This window comes from Streptomyces sp. NPDC048295, assembly GCF_040652135.1.
Lineage (GTDB): Bacteria > Actinomycetota > Actinomycetes > Streptomycetales > Streptomycetaceae > Streptomyces.
The window spans coordinates 20,095-40,035 of record NZ_JBEZLL010000012.1 but is presented as its reverse complement, the minus strand read 5'-3'; the positions used below and the strand labels follow the sequence as shown (position 1 = coordinate 40,035).

15 protein-coding genes are annotated in these 19,941 nt (G+C 73.8%); 5 read left to right on the top strand and 10 right to left on the bottom strand.

The genetic code is table 11. The features are described from left to right. The first annotated feature begins 202 nt into the window (after window positions 1-202). Window positions 203-1,180 carry a serine hydrolase gene (locus AB0D53_RS19235; protein WP_362447772.1) on the top strand — a complete coding sequence of 326 codons (978 nt, stop codon included), beginning with the start codon at window positions 203-205 and terminating at the stop codon, window positions 1,178-1,180. A 145-nt stretch (window positions 1,181-1,325) separates the two neighbouring features. Then, window positions 1,326-5,108, top strand: coding sequence for an ABC transporter ATP-binding protein (locus AB0D53_RS19230; protein WP_362447769.1), 3,783 nt, complete (start codon window positions 1,326-1,328; stop codon window positions 5,106-5,108). 21 nt (window positions 5,109-5,129) lie between these two features. Here the strand turns inward: AB0D53_RS19230 and AB0D53_RS19225 are convergent, their stop codons facing one another. Beyond that, window positions 5,130-5,636, bottom strand: a complete 507-nt coding sequence (locus AB0D53_RS19225) for a hypothetical protein (protein WP_362447766.1) — start codon at window positions 5,634-5,636, stop codon at window positions 5,130-5,132. Window positions 5,637-5,894: 258 nt separating this feature from the next. Here AB0D53_RS19225 and AB0D53_RS19220 point away from each other — a divergent pair, with 258 nt between their 5' ends. Continuing rightward, window positions 5,895-6,266, top strand: coding sequence for a hypothetical protein (locus tag AB0D53_RS19220; RefSeq protein ID WP_362447763.1), 372 nt, complete (start codon window positions 5,895-5,897; stop codon window positions 6,264-6,266). 104 nt (window positions 6,267-6,370) lie between these two features. Then, window positions 6,371-7,837, top strand: coding sequence for a S28 family serine protease (locus AB0D53_RS19215; RefSeq protein WP_362447759.1), 1,467 nt, complete (start codon window positions 6,371-6,373; stop codon window positions 7,835-7,837). A gap of 62 nt (window positions 7,838-7,899) precedes the next feature. Here the strand turns inward: AB0D53_RS19215 and AB0D53_RS19210 are convergent, their stop codons facing one another. Further along, complete coding sequence (locus AB0D53_RS19210; protein WP_362447756.1) at window positions 7,900-9,765, bottom strand: glycoside hydrolase family 3 protein; 1,866 nt, start codon at window positions 9,763-9,765, stop codon at window positions 7,900-7,902. Window positions 9,766-9,919: 154 nt separating this feature from the next. Next, complete coding sequence (locus AB0D53_RS19205; protein WP_362448239.1) at window positions 9,920-10,834, bottom strand: LysR family transcriptional regulator; 915 nt, start codon at window positions 10,832-10,834, stop codon at window positions 9,920-9,922. Between the two features lie 104 nt (window positions 10,835-10,938). Between AB0D53_RS19205 and AB0D53_RS19200 the strand changes: the two genes are divergently transcribed. Further along, window positions 10,939-11,844, top strand: a complete 906-nt coding sequence (locus AB0D53_RS19200; protein ID WP_362447753.1) for an EamA family transporter — start codon at window positions 10,939-10,941, stop codon at window positions 11,842-11,844. Between the two features lie 16 nt (window positions 11,845-11,860). Here AB0D53_RS19200 and AB0D53_RS19195 read toward each other — a convergent pair whose 3' ends face one another. The 7 genes from AB0D53_RS19195 to AB0D53_RS19165 form a co-directional block, all read right to left on the bottom strand. Continuing rightward, window positions 11,861-12,649, bottom strand: a complete 789-nt coding sequence (locus AB0D53_RS19195) for a sugar phosphate isomerase/epimerase family protein (RefSeq protein ID WP_362447750.1) — start codon at window positions 12,647-12,649, stop codon at window positions 11,861-11,863. Window positions 12,650-12,695: 46 nt separating this feature from the next. Next, window positions 12,696-13,301, bottom strand: coding sequence for a GAF domain-containing protein (locus AB0D53_RS19190; protein WP_362447747.1), 606 nt, complete (start codon window positions 13,299-13,301; stop codon window positions 12,696-12,698). Further along, window positions 13,285-14,163: a S8 family serine peptidase gene (locus tag AB0D53_RS19185; protein WP_362447744.1), complete on the bottom strand. Its 879-nt coding sequence runs from the start codon at window positions 14,161-14,163 to the stop codon at window positions 13,285-13,287. The genes AB0D53_RS19190 and AB0D53_RS19185 overlap by 17 nt, the downstream gene beginning before the upstream one ends. Before the next feature lie 3 nt (window positions 14,164-14,166). Further along, complete coding sequence (locus tag AB0D53_RS19180) at window positions 14,167-17,397, bottom strand: adenylate/guanylate cyclase domain-containing protein (protein WP_362447741.1); 3,231 nt, start codon at window positions 17,395-17,397, stop codon at window positions 14,167-14,169. Between the two features lie 119 nt (window positions 17,398-17,516). Continuing rightward, on the bottom strand, window positions 17,517-17,717 hold the full coding sequence (locus tag AB0D53_RS19175) for an aroma-sacti cluster domain-containing protein (RefSeq protein ID WP_329814177.1): 201 nt from the start codon (window positions 17,715-17,717) through the stop codon (window positions 17,517-17,519). Next, complete coding sequence (locus tag AB0D53_RS19170) at window positions 17,714-18,415, bottom strand: iron-containing redox enzyme family protein (protein ID WP_362448236.1); 702 nt, start codon at window positions 18,413-18,415, stop codon at window positions 17,714-17,716. Before AB0D53_RS19170 ends, AB0D53_RS19175 begins: the two co-directional genes overlap by 4 nt. A 146-nt stretch (window positions 18,416-18,561) precedes the next feature. After that, entirely contained in the window at window positions 18,562-19,665 is a 1,104-nt protein-coding gene (locus AB0D53_RS19165; RefSeq protein WP_362447737.1) for a radical SAM protein, read from the bottom strand. Window positions 19,666-19,941: the final 276 nt, after the last annotated feature.

The window sequence follows — 19,941 nt, the reverse complement described above, 5'->3', positions numbered from 1 at the left end:
GTCCCCGCCCAGCGGTTCGTCTGCACCGCGCGGGCGGGGAGCGGGGTATCCGGCGCCCGGTGACGGCCGTGCCGGGCCCCGGGCGTCACAACCCCGTCACATGGCCCGTGCCTCGTACAACTTTTCGTACGCCAGGCAGTCATTCCATTCGGGCGTGCAGGGGGCGCGCCCGCACAGACAACTAAGGGATGGGGAAAGCCTCATGTCTGGATCCCACATATCGCGGCGTGCGCGCGGCGCGCTGTCCGTCGTGCTCGCCGCGGGCGTGCTCGCACCGGTGGCGCTCGGCGCCGCGCCCGCCGCCGCGGCGACGCCGACGGTGAGCTGCACGTCCGCGAAGGCGGGACTCGCCGCCAAGCTGTCGAAGGACATCACCGCCGCGCTCAAGGGCCGGAAGTCGACGACGGCCGTGGCGCTCTACGACCGCACGACCAAGACGAACTGTTCCCTGCGGGCGACCAGCAGGTACGACTCCGCCAGCGTCGTGAAGGCGACCGTGCTGGCGACGCTGCTCTGGGACAACAAGAAGCACAACCGCTATCTCACCCAGCGCGAGACCGGCCTCGCCACCGCCATGATCACCAAGTCCGACAACAACGCGACCACCAGCCTGTGGAAGCAGCTCGGGGTGACCAAGGTCAAGGCGTTCCTCAAGGCCGCGGGGATGACGCACACGGTGCCCGGATCCGGTGGCTACTGGGGGCTGACCCAGATCACCGCCCAGGACGAGCTGCGGCTGCTGACCCTGCTGACCCTGCTGACCGCCAAGAACTCCGTGCTGAGCGACAACGCGCGCTCCTACGAGCTGGGCCTGATGCGCAAGGTCGTCTCCTCGCAGCGCTGGGGCACACCCGCCGGAGCGCCGTCCGGGGTGACCGTCCAGGTCAAGAACGGCTGGCTGCCGCGCGCCACCCACGGCTGGCGGGTGCACAGCATCGGCGCCTTCACCGGCAAGGGGCACGACTACGCGATCACCGTGCTCACGCAGGACAACAAGACGATGAACGACGGCATCAACACCATTCAGGCCGTCGCCCGCGCCGTGCACAAGGACCTCAACCCGGCCGTCGCCGCGAAGACGACCTCCACCATCGCCCCGCCCGCCGCCCCGCAGGAAGCGGTGCCCGCGGTACCGGAGGCCCCGGCGGTGCGGATGCTCACCGCGACTACCCGGCCGTAGCCGGGCGGAGGACGGCGTACGCAGGTCGTAGGCAGGACGTCGCACCGGCCTACGACCAGGGGCCCGTCTTTTGTAACGGCGGGATGAAATCCGCTGCCCACCGCGTTGGTGCCTTCCGGTAGAGCAGGTCTGACGGGAGGCACCGGTGACGGACGCAGGGGACGTACAGAGCGTGACACAGGCCCCGGGATGGGCCCGGCGGCTGTGCGGCTACGCATGGCGCTACCGGCGCAATGTGCTGCTGGCGCTCGGCTCCTCGCTCGCGGGCATGGCGGTGATGGCCCTCGTCCCGCTGATCACCAAGGTGATCATCGACGATGTCGTCGTCGGCCACACCCGGTCCCTCGCCGTCTGGACCGGGCTCCTCATAGCCGCCGCCGCGCTGGTGTACGTGTCCACGTACATCCGCCGGTACTACGGCGGCCGACTCGCCCTCGACGTGCAGCACGACCTCCGTACCGAGATGTACGGAACGATCACCCGCCTCGACGGGAAGCGGCAGGACGAGCTGTCCACCGGGCAGGTCGTCGGGCGCGCCACCAGCGACCTCCAGCTGATCCAGGGACTCCTGTTCATGCTCCCGATGACGATCGGGAACGTACTGCTCTTCATCATCTCCCTGGTGATCATGGCGTGGCTCTCGCCGCTGCTCACCCTGGTCGCGATAGCCGTGGCCCCCGCCCTCTGGTTCATCGCCCGCCGCTCCCGCTCCCGGCTCTTCCCCGCCACCTGGTACGCCCAGGGGCAGGCCGCCGCCGTCGCCGGAGTCGTCGACGGGGCCGTCTCCGGGGTCCGGGTCGTCAAGGGGTTCGGGCAGGAGGAGCAGGAGACCGGCAAGCTCCGCGAGGTCGGGCGGAAGCTGTTCGCCGGGCGGCTGCGGACGATCCGGCTGAACTCCCGCTACACCCCCGCCCTCCAGGCCGTCCCCGCGCTCGGCCAGGTCGCGATGCTGGCCCTGGGCGGCTGGCTCGCCACCCGGGGCGAGATCACCCTCGGTACGTTCGTGGCGTTCTCCACCTACCTCGCCCAGCTCGTCGGCCCGGTCCGGATGCTCGCCATGGTCCTCACCGTCGGACAGCAGGCCAGGGCCGGCGTCGAGCGCGTACTGGAACTCATCGACACCGAGCCGACCATGAAGGACGGCACCAGGGAACTCCCGGCCGACGCCCCCGCGAGCGTCGAGTTCGACGACGTACGGTTCGGCTACACCCGTGACGAGGACCTCGGAGGCGGAGCCTCGGAGCGCCCCGTCCTGGACGGGTTCTCGCTGACCATCGAGCCCGGCGAGACCGTCGCCCTGGTCGGCGCGTCCGGCAGCGGGAAGTCCACCGTCTCACTGCTGCTGCCCCGCTTCTACGACGTGACGCACGGCGCCGTCCTGGTCGGCGGCCACGACGTCCGAGAGCTGACCCAAGAGTCGCTGCGCGCCGCCATCGGCCTCGTACCGGAGGACAGCTTCCTGTTCTCCGACACCATCCGCGCCAACATCGCCTACGGCTTCCCCGACGCCACCCGGGAGCAGATCGAGGAGGCCGCCCGCGCCGCCCAGGCCGACCGGTTCATCGCGGACCTTCCCGAGGGCTACGACACCAAGGTCGGCGAGCACGGACTCACCCTCTCCGGCGGCCAGCGCCAGCGCGTCGCGCTCGCCCGCGCCATCCTCACCGACCCCCGGCTGCTCCTCCTCGACGACGCCACCTCGGCCGTCGACGCCCGCGTCGAGCACGAGATCCACGAGGCGCTGCGCCAGGTGATGGCCGGGCGGACCACCCTGCTGATCGCCCACCGCCGCTCCACCCTCGGCCTCGCCGACCGGATCGCCGTCCTGGAGAACGGCCGGCTCGCCGACATCGGCACCCACGAGGAGCTGGAGCGCCGCTCCCCGCTCTACCGGCGGCTGCTCACCGACCCCGACGAGCTGGGCGGCACCTCGCCCGGACACCACCGGCTCACCCCCGCCGCCGACACGACCCCCGAGGACGAGCGCGCGCTCCAGGAGGAGCTGGACGCCGAGTTCGACGCCGAGCGCGGCATCAGCCCCCACCTGTGGGTCCGCAAGGAGGAGCCGCGCGACACCGGCGCGGCCGGCATGCCCGCCACCCCCGAGCTGCTCGCCCAGGTCGAGGCGCTGCCGCCCGCCACCGACACCCCCGGCATCGACGAGGCACGGGCCGTCGGCGCCGAGGACTCCTACGGGCTGCGCAGGCTGCTGCGCGGCTTCGGGCTGCCGCTGCTGGTGAGCCTGGCACTGGTCGCGGTCGACGCGGGCGCCGGTCTGCTGCTGCCGGTGCTGATCCGGCACGGCATCGACCAGGGCGTCTCCCAGCTGGCGCTCGGCGCCGTCTGGGCGGCCTCCGCGCTGGCCCTCGTGGTCGTCCTCGTGCAGTGGGCCGCCCAGATCGGCGAGACCCGGATGACGGGCCGCACCGGTGAACGGGTGCTGTACTCACTGCGGCTGAAGATCTTCGCGCAGCTCCAGCGGCTCGGCCTGGACTACTACGAGCGCGAGCTGACCGGCCGGATCATGACCCGGATGACGACGGACGTGGACGCGCTGTCGACGTTCCTGCAGACCGGACTGGTCACGGCCTTCGTCTCCGTCGTCACCTTCTTCGGCATCATGGTCGCCCTGCTGGTCCTCGACGTGCAGCTGGCCCTCGTCGTCTTCGCGACGCTGCCGGTGCTGGTCGTCGGGACGTTCTTCTTCCGCCGCAAGAGCGTGAAGGCGTACGAGCTGGCCCGTGAACGCATCAGCGTGGTCAACGCCGACCTCCAGGAGTCCGTCTCCGGGCTGCGGATCGTGCAGGCCTTCCGCCGCGAGGCCGACGGCGCCGGCCGGTTCGCGGAGCGCAGCGACCACTACCGCGAGGCCCGGGTCCGCGGCCAGTGGCTGATCTCGGTCTACTTCCCGTTCGTGCAGCTGCTGTCCTCGGTGGCCGCGGCCGCCGTCCTGATCGTCGGCGCGGGCCGGGTCGACAACGGCACGCTCACCACCGGTGCGCTGGTCGCCTACCTCCTCTACATCGACCTGTTCTTCGCCCCGGTGCAGCAGCTCTCCCAGGTCTTCGACGGCTACCAGCAGGCCACCGTCTCCCTCGGCCGCATCCAGGAGCTGCTGCGCGAGCCGACCTCCACCGACACCGCGGACGAACCGCTGGACGTGCTGTCGCTGCGCGGCGAGATCGCCTTCGAGGACGTGACCTTCGCGTACGGTTCCGGCGACGAAGCCGAGGAGGCCCTCACCGGCGTCGACCTGCGGATACCGGCCGGCCAGACGGTCGCGTTCGTCGGCGAGACCGGCGCGGGCAAGTCCACCCTCGTCAAGCTCGTCGCCCGGTTCTACGACCCGACGGGCGGCCGGGTCACGGCGGACGGCACCGATCTGCGCCGCCTGGACCTCACCTCGTACCGGCACCGGCTCGGGGTCGTGCCGCAGGAGGCGTACCTCTTCGCGGGCACGGTCCGCGACGCCATCGCCTACGGGCGGCCCGAGGCCACCGACGCCGAGGTGGAGGCGGCGGCGCGGGCGGTCGGCGCCCACGACATGATCGCCACCCTGGACGGCGGCTATCTGCACGAGGTCGCCGAGCGGGGCCGCAACCTCTCGGCCGGTCAGCGCCAGCTGATCGCGCTGGCCCGCGCCGAACTCGTCGACCCGGACGTCCTGCTGCTCGACGAGGCGACCGCCTCCCTGGACCTGGCCTCCGAGGCCCTGGTCAACCAGGCGACCGACCGGCTCACCGGCCGCCGAACCACCCTGGTCGTCGCCCACCGGCTGACCACGGCCGCCCGCGCCGACCGGGTCGTGGTGATGGACCACGGCCGGGTCGTGGAGGACGGCACGCACGACGAACTCCTGGCCAGGGACGGCCACTACGCCGTGCTGTGGCGCACCTTCATCGGGGAGGACGAGCCCGCCGGGGTGTGAGCGGCGGGCCCGCCCGCCGGGTCACCGGCCGATGCCGGAGATCTTCCCGGTCCGCAGGTCCGAACGCACGGTCAGGTACGAGTACGTGGGGTGCTTGCCGCCGCTCCAGGTGAGCCGCACCGTCGACCAGGTGTGGCCGGCGGCGCTGTCGTCCGGGGTGACCCGGAAGGCGATCGGGGTGTTCTGGGCACGGAGCACCCCGTCCGCGTGGTTGCGCCGCTCCCAGGTGTTCAGCTCGGAGCGCAGACGAGGGGTCAGATAGAAGGTCTTCAGGGCGGTGGCGAGCCGGCCGCCGTCCTCGGCGGAGACGGCGTCGATGTAGGCGCCGTAGAAGTGGGCGACCTGCTGGTGGGCGGAGGAGCCGAGGTCCTCGCGCGCCGACGCCGAGGCCGCCGGGGTCCGCGGTGCCTGCGGGGCCGCCGCGACCGCGGGGACCGCGGCGACGGCGGTGAGGAGAGCGGAGGCGAGCAGCGTCCGGCCGATGAGGCGTCGGCCGCGGGGGTCCTGTGCAGTGCGGAGTCGGGGCATGACAGTTCCTGCCTTTCGTGTGGCTCTGTCCAGTGGGAGTCATGCTGTGGCGATTCGGTTGCGCCGGGTGCGGAGCACGCCGAATGCAACCTCCGGATGGCCTCCTGCGTCGTACGCATGTATGCGTATGCGCCGAGCGAGGGTGTAAGTGTTCGACTGGTGATGGGGTTGCTGGTGAGCAGAGGGACGGAAAAGTCCGGAAAGGTCGAATCGGCCGATGAGGGGGGTCACGGAGGGGGAAGCGGAAGCGGCCGCCGGATGCTGATGTGCTCGGTCGTCCTGCCGCTGGTGGCCGCCCTCGGCCTGGTGCTCGGCGGCCCCGCGGCCGGCCACGCCGACGCCGCGACGGTCTGCGCCGGGCGCCCCGCGAAGACGGTTCCGTTCAAGACCGGCGAGCTGCGCGTCTACAAGAGCCGTTCCTACGCCTGCGCCGTAGCGGTCGCCAAGAAGCCGGGTCAGCGCCGGCCGATGTCCGTGACGATCCAGGCGCGCGGCGGCGGTCCCGTCGTCGACAGCGGCAAATACACCAAGCAGGCCGGTCCGGTGACGGTCCACGCGCTCAACCGGTGCGTCAGGGCCTCGGCCAGCATCTCGGGGAAGTCGGGCTCCACGGGCTGGATCCTCTGCTGACCCACGGGCCCGTGCACGCGGCTGCGCCGGGCCGGCCGGGTCTGGCGGCACAGGTGTCGTCCCGCTAGGTTCACGACGACTGTTGTGACTCCTGGGGAGGGCGTATGCGCAAGGCGTTCAGAGGGTTCCTGTCGCTCGCGGTGCTCATCGGCACAGTGGGTGCGACGGGCGCCTCGGCCGGGGCGGCCACCGCCGCGGACCCGGCCGCGTACCGGAGCACGGCCGCGGAGAGCGGCGTGAGCACGGACATCAAGGACCGCATCCTGGCCATTCCCGGGATGAGTCTCATCGAGGAGAAGCCCTACGCGGGCTACCGCTTCTTCGTCCTCAACTACACCCAGCCGGTCGACCACCGGCACCCGTCCAAGGGCACCTTCCAGCAGCGCATCACCCTGCTGCACAAGGACACGTCCCGCCCGACGGTCTTCTCCACCAGCGGATACAACGTCTCCACGAACCCCGGCCGCGCCGAGCCGACCCGGATCATCGACGGCAACCAGGTCTCCCTGGAGTACCGCTACTTCACCCCCTCCCGCCCCGCGCCCGCCGACTGGTCCAAGCTCGACATCCGGCAGGCCGCGAGCGACCAGCACCGCGTCTTCACCGCGCTGAAGCGGATCTACACCGGGAACTGGCTGACCACCGGCGTCTCCAAGGGCGGCATGACGGCCACCTACTACGAGCGCTACTACCCCCAGGACATGGACGGAGTCGTCGCGTACGTCGCTCCCAACGACGTGGTCGACAAGGAGGATTCGGCCTACGACCGGTTCTTCGAGAACGTGGGCACCAAGGAGTGCCGTGACCGGGTGAACGCCGTCCAGCGCGAGGCACTGGTCCGCCGTGAGCCGCTGGAGCAGAAGTACCGGGAGTACGCCGCCGACGGCGGCTACACCTTCGACACCACCGGCTCGCTCGACAAGGCGTACGAGGCCGTCGTCATGGACTACGTCTGGGCGTTCTGGCAGTACAGCCTGGTCTCCGACTGCGACACGATCCCGGCCGACGCCGCCTCCGCCACCGACCAGGCGATCTGGGACTCCGTCGACTCGGTCTCCGGCTTCTCCACCTACACCGACCAGGGCCTGGAGCGGTACACCCCGTACTACTACCAGGCGGGCACCCAGCTCGGTTCACCGAACATCCGGCAGCCGTGGCTCGGCGGACTCAGCCGGTACGGGTACCAGCCGCCGCGCACCTTCGTGCCGCGGTCCATCCCGATGAAGTTCCAGCCGTCGGTGATGCGCGACGTCGACACATGGGTGAGGCGCCACGCCGATCGGATGCTGTACGTGTACGGGCAGAACGACCCGTGGGGCGCGGAGCGCTTCCGGCCCGGCGCGGGGTCCCGCGACAGCTACGTGATGACCGTGCCCGGCGGCAACCACGGTGCGAGCGTGGCCGGGCTCGCCGAGGAGAACAAGGCGAAGGCCACCGCGGCGATCCTGCGCTGGGCGGGTGTCGCCCCGGCCGCCGTGCGGGACGACCCGGCGAAGGCGAAGCCGCTCGCGAAGTTCGACGCACGGCTCGACGAGCGGGACGTGAGGAACGAGCGCGGACTGCGCCCGTAACCGTTCCGTACACCGGGGGAGGGGCTGGGCGCCGGGCGCCCAGCCCCTTCGTGCTCCGCTGTCTAGTACGTCAGCCCGTAGCCGACCGGGTGCAGCACCCGGGCCGGATCGTCCGCGCGCTGCACCGGCACCGGCAGGGTGCCCCGCGGCTCGGCGCGGCCCGCGATCACCCGCGCGGCGGCCCGCAGTTCGACATCGGTCCAGGAGTACGTGGCCAGGTTCGCCGCGAACCCGGTCCCGGCCAGCTGGGCGATGTCGTACGGGTTGCGGATCGCCACCGTGACCACCGGGATGCCGGTGGCCGCCAGCGCGCTCACCAGGGTGCGCTGCGAGCTGGTCGCCGAGACGTTGTACGTCGCCACGACCACCGCGTCCTTGCCCTGCGCGGCCGCCACCGCCTCGTCGATCTTCGCCCTGGCGGGGGCGGTGCCGGTGGACAGCGCGGTCGCCGCGTACCCCAGTTCGGCGAAGGCGGTGGCCAGCGTGGTGGTCGGCGGTCCGGTGGTGCCGGACGGGGAGGCGGGATCGGCGCCGACCACGAGCAGGTTCCGGTGGGAGCGGCGGGAGAGCGGCAGCACCGCGCCGTCGTTGGCGAGCAGCGTGGTGGTGCGCTCGGCGATCCGGTCGGCGGCGGCGAGATGGGCCCGGGTGCCGACGGTGCGGTCCACCCCCGAGTGGCTGACGAACGGCTTGTCGAACAACCCGAGCTTCGTCTTCAGCCGCAGGATGCGCAGGATCGATTCATCAATCCGGGCCTCGCTGATCTCACCGCTCTTCACGGCCTCCAGGACGGCGTTCCAGGAGACGTCCAGGCTCGGCGGGTTGAGCAGCTGGTCGACGCCGGCCTTGAGGGCGAGGACCGGCACGCGGTCGTCGCCGTACTTCGTCCGCACCCCTTCCATGCCGAGCGAGTCGGTCACCACGACACCGTCGTAGCCGAGCTCCTCGCGCAGGATGCCGGTGAGGATCGGGTGGGACAGCGTCGCCGGGTCCCCGGCGGGATCCAGCGCGGGAACCACGATGTGCGCGGTCATGATCGAGTCGATGCCCGCGGCGATCGCGGCCCGGAACGGCGGCTCGTCCAGCTCGGCCCACTGTTCCCGGGTGTGGTTGATGACGGGCAGACCGGTGTGGCTGTCGGTGCTGGTGTCGCCGTGGCCCGGGAAGTGCTTGGCCGTCGAGGCGATGTTGCTGCTCTGGTACCCCTTCACCTGCGCGGCGACCATGCCGGCCACGGACTGCGGGTCGGAACCGAAGGAACGTACGCCGATCACCGGGTTGGCCGGGTTGACGTTCACGTCGGCGTCCGGGGCGTAGTTCTGGTTGATGCCGATCGCGGCCAGTTCGGCGCCCGCGATCTGTCCGGCCCGGCGGGCGTCGGAACGCGAACCGCCCGCGCCCAGCGCCATCGCGCCCGGCATCAGGGTGGCGGGCTCGCCGACCCGGCAGACGATGCCGTGCTCCTGGTCGGTGGAGACGAGGAGCGGCAGCGGGGTGGGACCGGCGAGGCCGGCGCGCTGGATGCCGTTGGAGAGGTCGGCGATCTGGTGCGGGTCGCGGGTGTTGTGCGCCCACGCGAAGTAGATGATCCCGCCGACGTGGTACTTGGCGATCATCTCGGCGGCCGTGCGGACCCCGATCTCGGCCAGGTTGGCGTCGATGTCGGCCTGGTCGGGGGCGGTGGCGGAGTGCCCGTACACCCGCATCACGAAGAGCTGCCCGACCTTCTCCTCCAGGGTCATCCCGGAGATGATCCGCTTGAGGCGTTTGGTGGAGGCGGCTGAATTCTGCTGTCCGCCGCTGTGTCCGCTGCTCGCGGACCGCTGGGCGGCGACCGCGCCGGGCGCGAGGCCCGCGCCCGTGACGGCGGCGACTGCCGTCGCGGCGGTGGCGGTGAGGAGGGTGCGTCTGGAGGTGCGGTGGTGCACGTGAGCTCCTTCGGCCGTACTCGGGGAAGAGGGGTGGTGAAAGAAACTTCCAAGGAGCACGGATATCCAGAAAATAACTTCCGGTCAAGAGTCCGGACCGTTTTGAGCACGTCCGGCGCGGCAGAGGCCGTCCCGGCGCCCGTCCCGACCCGCCTCAGTCCTGCCCCAGCCCCACCGCGGCGCCGTGCGCCCGCAGCGCGGAGACCGCCGCCGTGATCGCGGGCCGCCGGGCCGCCTCCGTGCGCCACAAGGCGTACAGCCGCCGCACCGGTACGGGATCGAGCGGCACCGCCACCACTCCCGCCGGCAGCTGCCCCCGGCCCAGGCGCGGGATCATCGCGACCCCGAGGCCGGCGGCCAGCAGCGCCAGCTGGGTGTGGTTCTCCTCCGCCTGGTGCCGGATGTCCGGCTCGTAGCCCGCCGCCCGCAGCGTCCGTACGAGCCAGTCGTGGCAGACCGTGCCCGGCGGCTGGCAGATCCACCGCTCGCCCGCCAGCTCCTCGCGCCGCACCGACTCCCGCCCGGCCAGGCGGTGCCCCTCGGGCACCAGCAGATCGCAGTGGTCGTCACCGATCACCGCCTGCGCCACGCCCTCGGGGGCGGGCAGCGGCGCGATGTCCCAGTCGTGCGCGACCGCCAGGTCGATCACGCCCTTGGCCACCAGATCGACCGAGAGGTGGGGATCGACCTCGGTCATCCGGACGTCCAGGGCCGGGTGGTCCCGGTCCAGCTCCGCCAGCACCCCGGGCAGCAGCCCGCGCGCCGCGGAGGCGAACGCGCCGATCGACAGCCGCCCGGTCGGCAGCCCCCTGCGCTCCTCCAGCGAGGTCTCGGCACGCTCCACGATCGCCAGCAACTGCTGGGCCGTCGACGCCAGATGGAGCGCCTCCTCGGTCAGCGCGACCCCGCGCCCGCGCCGTTCGAGCAGCGTCGTACGGGTCTCCCGCTCCAGCTTGGTGATCTGCTGCGAGACCGCCGAGGGGGTGTAGCCGAGTGCGGCGGCGGCCCCCGCGACGGAACCGTGGACGGAGACGGCGTGCAGGGCGCGCAGCCGGGCCAGATCGAGCACCGGACCTCCTGTGCCATTCATGGGTGATTCGTTAGCGACGCTCAATTCCACCATGAAGGAATCCGCGCTGGTGCTACATGGTCGGCGCGGGTGATCCTCGCTCCATGCGTCCCCTCCACATCGCCCTGGCCGCCCTGGTGGCCGCCGTCTGGGGTGTCAACTTCGTCGTCATCGAGGTCGGCCTCGGGCACTTCCCGCCGCTGCTCTTCTCCGCCCTGCGCTTCCTGGTCGCGGCACTGCCCGCGGTGTTCCTCGTCGGCCGGCCCAAGGTCGCGTGGAAGTGGATCGTGGGCGTCGGGCTGGTCCTCGGAGTGGCGAAGTTCGGCCTGCTCTTCATCGGCATGGACCGCGGCATGCCCGCAGGCCTCTCGTCCCTCGTGCTCCAGGTCCAGGCGGTCTTCACGGCCCTCTTCGCCGCCGTCGCCCTCGGCGAACGCCCGGGAAGGACACGGGTGCTGGGGATGGGGGTGGCCCTCGCGGGCATCGGGGTCGCGGCGGCCGACGAGGGCGCGGGCGGCCCCGTGCTCGCCTTCGTCCTGGTGATCGCGGCGGCGGCCTGCTGGGGCGTGTCCAACGTACTGACCCGCAAGGCCGCCCCGCCCGACTCGCTCAACTTCATGGTGTGGGTCTCGACCGTGCCCGTCCTCCCGCTGCTCGGCCTCTCCCTCCTCTTCGAGGGCTGGGACCGCGACAAGGAGGCGCTGGCCGCGCTGGACTGGAGCGGCGCCGGGATCATCGTCTACGTCGCCTGGATCACCACCGTCTTCGGCTTCGGAGCCTGGGGCTTCCTGCTGCGCCACCACCCGGCCTCCTCGGTGGCCCCGTTCACCCTGCTCGTCCCGGTCTTCGGGATGTCCTCGGCCGCGCTGCTGCTGGGCGAGTCGGTGAGCCCGCTGCGGTGGTGCGCGGCGGCCCTGCTGGTCGGGGGAGTGGCGCTGACGTCCCTGGCGGGGGCGCGCCGGCCGCGCATCCCGGCACCGGAGACGCCGGAGCCGGCACGGGCCGCCTGAACCGGCCGCGTGCCGCCTACTGCTTGGGCGCGCCCACCCGCAGCAGGTACTCCCGCCCGGCGTCCAGCAGCCCCGGCAGCTCCGGCGCCCCCGGGTGCCAGCGCTTCTCGTACTCCCAGCAGACCCAGCTGTCCGGGTCCAGCGTGTCCAGGCAGGCCGCCAGCGGCAGCACCCCGGCCCCCAGCGCCAACGGCTCGGTGTCCTCCGCCGACGCGATGTCCTTCACCTGTACGTAGCCCAGGTGCGGGGCCAGCACCGCATGGCTGGCGGCCGGCTCCTCGCCCGCCAGCCAGGTGTGCATGACGTCCCACAGCGCGCCGATCCGCCCGTGCCCGACCGTCCCGACGACGCGGGCCACATCGACGCCGGCCCGGTGCGAGTCGTGGGTTTCCAGCAGGATGCGAACGTCCCGGTCGGCGGCGTGCTCGGCGGCGGCGGCCAGCCGCCGGGCGGCGTTCGCGTCGGCCACGGCGGGGTCCTGGCCGCCGCCGCCCGGGAAGACCCGGACGTTCTGCGCGCCCAGGTCGTGCGCCAGGTCCACCAGCCCGGCCAGCTCCTCCAGCACGGGCGCGTCCTCGCCCTCGGCGGCGGCCCGGACATACCCGGCGACGGTCAGGATCTCGATGCCGCCCTTCCCGAACTCCTCGACGACGGCGGCCCGTTCGGCCGGGGTCAGGCCCGGGTGCACCGGCTCCTCGGGGTGGGCGCGCAGCTCCACCCCCTGATAGCCGTGTCCGGCGGCGAGCCGGACGACATCGGCGACCGGCATCCCGGGGACTCCGAGGGTCGAGAAAGCGAGCTTCACGTGCGTGGTCCTTCCGTCGTCGTCCGGCCGCCCTGCCGGCCCGGCCTCAGCAGGGCTCCCGGAGCAGCTGCTCCAGACTATCCAGCAGCCTCAGCGCGTCCGCCCGCTGCCGGGGCCCCAGCCGCCCGCCCGGCTCCGGACCACCCGCGCGGGCCTGGGCGTGCGCCGCCATCCGCAGGGCCGCGGCGGCCTGCCGGGCGAACATGGCGAGCAGGTCCAGTTCCCGGATGTCCGTGCGGGCGCGGGGCGAGGGGTCGAGCACCTCCAGCACACCGAGCACCCGGCCGTCGCTGATCAGCGGGGCCGCCATCAGGGCACTGGGCACGAACTCGGTGGACTCGGCGAGCGCACGGTCGAACGAGGTGTCCGTGCTGAGGTCGTCCACCACCATCGGCTCACCGGACGTCGCCACCCAGCCCGCGATCCCGCGGCCGGCCGGGAACCGACGGCCCACCAGGAACTCCTCGCCCCGGCCGGAGACCGCCTGGAAGACCAGCTCGTCCGTCTCCTCGTCCAGCAGGAAGACCGAGCTGGCCGCCGCGCCGAAGATCGCGCGGGCCACGTCGACGACGGACTGGAGGAGCTCGCGCCGGTGCGGGTCCGCCGACGGCACCGTGCCCGCGGCGGACACTGATTCAGTTCTCGGAGTCATCACAGACCTCTCCTGCCGGGGTGGGAAGCCGCGGACCGAACCGCACGTTGGCCGCGGAGAGATAGAGGGCGTTCTTGAGCTGGAAGGCCGTCATCCTGGGATGGGCCGAGAGCAGTCGCGCGCACAGCCCGCTGATGTACGGGGTCGCGAAGCTGTTCCCGGTGGTACGGATCGAGGTGCCGCCCAGCCAGGGCACCGTCACGTTCTGGCCGGGGGCGAAGAACTCCACCGGCGGGTCGGGGTTGTAGAGGTGCAGGTCCGGGTCCTCCTCCTGGTGGCTGCCCACGGAGATCACCGAGGCGAACCGCCACGGGTAGCTCTCCACCGGGGAGTTGTGCGCCGAGGCGACGACTACCGTGCGGTTGAAGTAGGCGTGGTCGGCCAGCGCGTGCAGCTCCTCGGCGAACCGTGCGCGGGTGGTGGACAACGACAGGTTCACCACGTCGAACCCCTGCTCCACCGCCCAGCGCAGCCCGGCCAGCAGCACGTCCCCGGTGCCGGAGAACCGCTCGCCCAGCACCCGCACGCTGTGCAGTTCGCACTCCGGGGCGGTCCGCCGGATGATGCCCGCGCAGGCGGTGCCGTGTCCGCAGGAGTCCCCGGTGCCGGTCGGCCGCACCTCGGTCCCGCCCGTCTCCGGGTCCTTGACCACCACCCATGACCCCGCGACCGGGCCGACGCCCGGATGGTCGCGCTCGACGCCCGAGTCCACCACGCAGACCCGCACGCCCCGCCCGGTGCCCGGTACCGCCCCGGCGCGGTGCCCGGGGCCCGGGTCCGCGAGGACCGTCACGTCGTCGGGTCCGCGTCCGCGCAGACTCCAGGTCAGTCCCGGCCCTGGTGCCGTGTCCGTGGTCGTCATCCCTCAGCTCATCTCCGTCGTGGCCGCCGCCGCTCCCGCGGCGAGCCGCGCGGCCCACCGCTCGCCCGGCAGATGTCCCTTCTCCGCGAACCCCTCCCGGGCCTCCCGCGCCGCCGCCGCCGCGCCCGCCGCGTCGCCCAGCAGCGCCAGCGTCCGCGCCCGGTCCAGTGCCGCGGTGGCCCGCACCAGCGGGGAGTCGGTCAGCAGGGAGTCGCGTACGGCACGGTCCGCGTGGCGCAGGGCCGCCTCCGCGTCCCCGGCCCCCGCCGCCAGCCGGGCCCGCAGCCCCGCCAGGTCCACCCGGTCCGCGTGCGGCAGCGAGCGCGACGCGTCGACCCCGTCGAGCCACCGGCCGGCACCGTCCGGCCGGCCGTCGTCGAGCAGCAGCCGCGCCGCCTCCAGCGCGATGGCCGGGCGCATGGACCGGGCCCCGCCGCGCTCCGCCGCACGGTCCGCCCCGACGAGCAGCTCCAGGGCCGGTCCGGTGCGCCCCAGCAGCGCCTCGACCGTCGCCCGGAACACCGGCAGGAAGACCGCCGCCTCCGCGTACCCCAGCTCCTCGGCCAGCCGTTCCGCCTCGGCCAGGCACTCCCCGGCCCGGTCCGCCCGGCCGTGCAGCGCGTGGAGCACGGCCAGCGGACAGTTCAGCGTGGTCCGTACGGCGGGGCGGCCGGCGCCGTGCGCGGCGAGCAGGTCACGGCAGCGGGTCACCGCGACCGGCACCGGCTCCGGGCCGCGCCACAGCGAGATCCCGATCGCCCCGAGCGCCGCCGCCCGTTCCGGCTCGGCCTCGGCCCGCACCGCGTGGTCCAGGGCCAGGGTCAGGTCGCGGTCGGCCTCCTCGTGCCGGCCCGCCAGCTGCAGGCGCTGCGCGAGCCGCAGCCGGGCCCGCGCCTGCCCGACCCAGTCCCCGGCGGACTCGAAGAGCGGCAGCACCGACCGGGCCGTGGCCGACACGCTCGCCGAGGCCGGGTCCAGCACCGCCAGCGCGAGCCGGGCGTGCGCGGCCTCCACCGGTGCCGTCCCGATGACCAGCACCTGCCGCAGCAGCCGCTCGCCCTCCTCGGAACGGCCGAGCGCGAGACGCACCTCGCCGAGCCGCCGCAACACCGGCGCCGCGGCCGGATCACCGGCCGGGTGCAGATCCGCGGCGCGCTCCAACAGGCCCTGGGCCCAGTGCAGATCGGAACGGGCCAGGGCCTGCGCACCGGCCGCGCCGAGCGCGGCGGCGGCCCGGACCCGCAGCGCGGCGGCCCGGTCGTCGGCCAGGCCGAGCTCGGTGCGGTACCGGTACGCCCGTTCCAGGTGTCCGCCCACCGCCGCCTCGCCCGCCGCCGTCACACTGGGCAGCTCGGAGGCCCAGGCGTGCCGCTCGGCCTTGGCCCGTTTCGACAGGGAGGCGTACGCCACCTCCTGGACCAGACCGCTGCTGAACCGGTGCCGTCCGGCGCCCGGTTCGCCGCCGGGCGCGGTCTCGACCAGCCGGCGCCCGCACAGCCGGGCCAGCGCGCGGGCGACCCGGCCGCGGTCGTCGTCCGGTGCGGACGCGCCGGTGCGGGCGGCCGGGGCGGTCCGGGCCGCGCCCTCCGTCTCGCGTGCCGCCCGGGTCAGCCGGACGAGCTCCCGGGCGGTGAAGTCCCGGCCGACGACCGCGGCCAGGTCCAGGGTGGTGCGTTCGGCCCGCTCCAGCGCGCCGATCCGGGCACCGAGCAACGCCTGGAGGGTCGGCGGCAGAGCCGCGCCCCGCACGGGCTGCGCACCCCCCGGCGCCGGGCCCGCGGGGACGAGGAGCTGCTCCAGGTAGAGCGGGTTGCCCTCGGCCCGGTCGTACAGATCACGGTCGTACGCGTCGGGGGCGGACGGGGCGGTGCATTCCGGGGCGGTTCCCGTGCCAGTCCTGGTCAGTTCGCGGGCCAGCAGGGCGGCCTCCTCGCGCGGCAGTCCGGTGAGCGGCAGGATCCGCGCCCCACCCGCGTCCGGGGCGGCGTCCGGGGGCCCGTCCGGGCGGCCCGGACACACGATGAGTCCGCCCGCCCGGCCCAGCGGCCCGGCCAGCCGGTTCACCGCCCGCACCAGCAGCGGCTCGGCCCAGTGCCAGTCGTCGAGGACCAGCAGGACCGGCCGCCGCCCCGCGGTCCGGGACAGCACGGTGATCAGCGCGGCGCACATGTCCTCGAACGGGGCGTTGGGCGTGCCGTCGTGCAGCAGACCGCCGCGCAGCAGCGCCCGCGCGTCCGCCACGGATGCCCCGTCCCGGCCTGACGCCCCGTCCAGTGCCTCCCGGGCGACGGGCGAGCCGAGCACCTCCCGTACCGCGTCGGCCAGCGGCGCCAGGGTGCCGTGGTCTCCGTAGCTGCGGCAGCGCCCGGTGCCGACGGCCGGCCGCCCGGGTCCGCCCAGTCCGGTCAGCCACTCGCGCGCCAGCCGGGTCTTGCCGGTACCCGCGTCACCGACGAGGCGGACCAGCCCCGGGCCGGCCCCGCGCACGGTGCGCTCCAGCGCCTCGTCCAGCGCCGCCAGTTCCGTGGCGCGGCCGATGAACGGTACGTCGAAACGGCGCAGCAGCTCCGGGTCGTCGGCGCCGAGCGCGATCAGCCGGTACGCGTGCACGCTGTCGGTCTTGCCCTTGAGCCGCAGCGGACCCGTCTCCTGCACGACCACCGTCGGGCCTGCGGCCTCCAGGGTCTGCGGGCCGATCAGGATCTCGCCGGCCGCCGCGTTCTGCTCCAGCCGGGCCGCCACGTTCACCGTCTCGCCAGAGATCAGTGCCTGCCGGGTGCTGGCGTCGGAACTCGCCACCACCTGGCCGGTGTTGACACCGATGCGGATGTCGAGCCGGATGCCCAGGGTGGTTTCGAGCTCGGTGTTCAGCTCCGCCAGCGCCTCGCGCATGCCGAGCGCCGCGGCGAGCGCCCGCCGCGCGTCGTCCTCACGCATCACCGGCACCCCGAACACCGCCATCACGGCATCACCGATGAACTTCTCCGGGGTGCCGCCGTGCGCCTCGATCCGCTCGCTCATCACGGCGAAGTAGCGCAGTGTCACGGTGCGCAGGGTCTCCGGGTCCAGCAGTCCGGACAGCGCCGTGGAGCCCACCAGATCGCAGAAGACCGCGGTGACCAGCTTGCGTTCGTCCTCCGGCGCCGCGGCGACGGGGGACGGGCACGGGGTGCCGCAGGACGGGCAGAACCGTGCGGCGGCGGGCAGTTCGTGCCGGCACGAGGTGCAGTTCATCAGGGCTTCCTCTCTGCTTGGCCCGGCCGGAGCGGCGGGCCGGGTCACGGGAACCGGCCCGCCGCGCGGTGGCGGGTCCCGACGGGGCGCGACCCGGGCGGCACCCGGGGCGGTCGTCCTCAGAAGAGGGCGCCGCCCGCGATCTCGCCGTGCGCCTGCACCTCGGGCCCCACGGCGTCGAGCCGGCTCTTGATGTCGAGCAGCACGGCGAGTTCCTCCGGTGCGAGGTCGTCGAGCACCTGGCGCTGTTCATCGGTGAGCAGATCGACGGCGAAGCCGGCGCCGTACAGCACGGCGAGCCGGTCCGGTGGTTCGGTCATGTCTGGCCTTCCCTCGGGTCGGACCGCCCGGCTCCCCGCACCGGCGGCGCCGGTCCGGTGCGCCCGAGCCGGACGAACAACTGGGTGAGCGCGTCCGTGGTGTGCAGGGCGCTGACGGCGACGGCCGTCTCCTGGGCCCGCGACAGCGGCAACCGGTCGAGCAGCGCGTGCAGTTCGCCGGCGTGACCGTCGTCGAGCCGCGCGTGCTCGTGCACGGTGCGGAAGGCCGGGGCGGGCAGCCCGGTCGCGCGGGCCAGCCGGGGCGCGAGACCGGCTGCCGGGGCGTGCCCCTCCAGCACCGCGATGTAGCCGAGCAGCGCCACCGGGTGGTGGTGCTCGATCCAGTAGTACTGGGCCCCCGCCAGGGAGGCGACGAGCGGGGAGGGGACCGGGTCGAGCGCGGCCCGGGGCCCGCTGCCCGCCGCCGTCAGGTCCTCCAGCAGCCAGGTGTCGTGCCCCGCCTCCTCCCGGATGTGCTCGTCCAGGTACGCGGCCAGCGGCGCCCCGAGCGGATCACCGCGACGGGCCAGCAGCCCGGCCCGTTCGGCGGCACGCTCCATCAGCGGCACGGAGGCCCGGATGACCGTGTGCATCGCGCACAGGTACGCCCGGTAGCGGGGCAGCAGCCCCTCGGGCCGCCACAGCGCGGCCGACGAGGCGCGCAACGCCGGTTCGGCGAAGGCGAGTTTGGCCCGCAGCCGCTCGGAGGCCCTTGGCCCGTGCCCGCCGCCGTGTGCCCCCGGGACGCGCACGGCGGCGTCCCGGGCGGGCCGCCCGGCGGCCGGTGCCGGGCACGGCGCCGCGGTCGTTTCCCCGGTACGTCCCGGTGCCCCCGCGGCCGGGTTCACGACCCGGTGCCTTCCGTCGCCGGACGCGGGTTCCCGCCGCCCGGGGCCGCCACCAGACCGGCGTACGCGGCGCAGCCGTGGCGCCGTACCAGCGCCACCGGCCCCTGCTCGTGCTGCCGGCGGGCGGCGGTCAGATCGAGCAGCGCGCCGGCGGCTCCCGAGGCCAGCTCCTCGGCCGCCGCGACCACCTCCGGCAGCGCGCCCAGCCGTCGGCAGTCCCCGCAGTAGGAACCGGCCGGTGTGCCGGGTGACCAGCGCTGCCGCAGATGGGCCGGGCCGACCGTGCGGACGAGACGCAGCAGCGGCGAACCGAGCGTCCGCGCCCGTACCGCGGACCAGTCGTCCACCGCCACATGGCCGAGCCGCAGATGCGGCGGTACGGGGCGGCGGTCCACGGTGTCCTGGTTGCAGCAGGCCACGACCGTGCCGTCGAAGACGACCACCGGCCAGGCGGCCATCGCGCACGGCAGCGCGCCCCCGCCGTCCGGCACGGTCCGGGCCGGGCGCGCCCAGGACGCCGCCCGGCCGAACGGCCGCACCTCGTTGACCAGGGACGGCACCGTACCGCCGAAGGTCCGGCCGATGTCCGCGGTGACGTCCGCGAGATAGCCGTCGTCCTCCCCGGTCCCGGTGAGATGGAAGCTGACCGCCACCCCCAGCTCGCGGATCTCGCGCACCGCGCGGAACACCGCGGCCCGGGGCACCTCCCGCTCGTGCGGCAGGTCGAGGCTGGCGGAGAAGTGGTCGAGCCCGCGCACCGCACGCCGCACCGGTTCCGGGAGTCCGCCGGACCGGGCGAAGAACATGCCGCTGAGCAGCGCGGTCCGGGTTCCGGCGGCCCGCGCGGAGCGGGCGAGCGAGGCCACCAGGCCCGGCCGGAGCAGGGGTTCGCCCCCGGTCAGCATCATCACCTCGGGCCGGTCGGCGGCGGTGAACGAGGAGACGAACCGCTCCAGCGCGTCCGCCTCCGGCTCCTCCCGCACCTGTGGTCCGGAGCCGGTGGAGCAGTGGGTGCAGCGCAGCGGACAGCGGCGGGTGAGGGTGACCAGCACTCCACCGGCCGGGTCCGGCCGCAGTCCGATGAGTTCGGCGAGTTCCATCCGGCCGTCTCCTTCGGGCGTAGGGGCGCGGCGCGCGGCCGCGTGCGCGGACACAGCGTCCCGCCGGGCGGTTCGCCGGCGGTCCGGAACCGGTTCGGGGCCGGTATGGCCGCAGGCCGGACGGCGTCCGCCGGCCCGCCCCGGGCCCCGCCGGCCGCCCGCCCGCCCCCGCCCATCCCCGGTGAACTGCCGTGATACCGCCGCCATACCGCCGTCGAGCCGTTCGCCAGGCCGGGGCTCCTAGCTTTCTGGTCAGCGGCAGGCACCCGCCGGCCG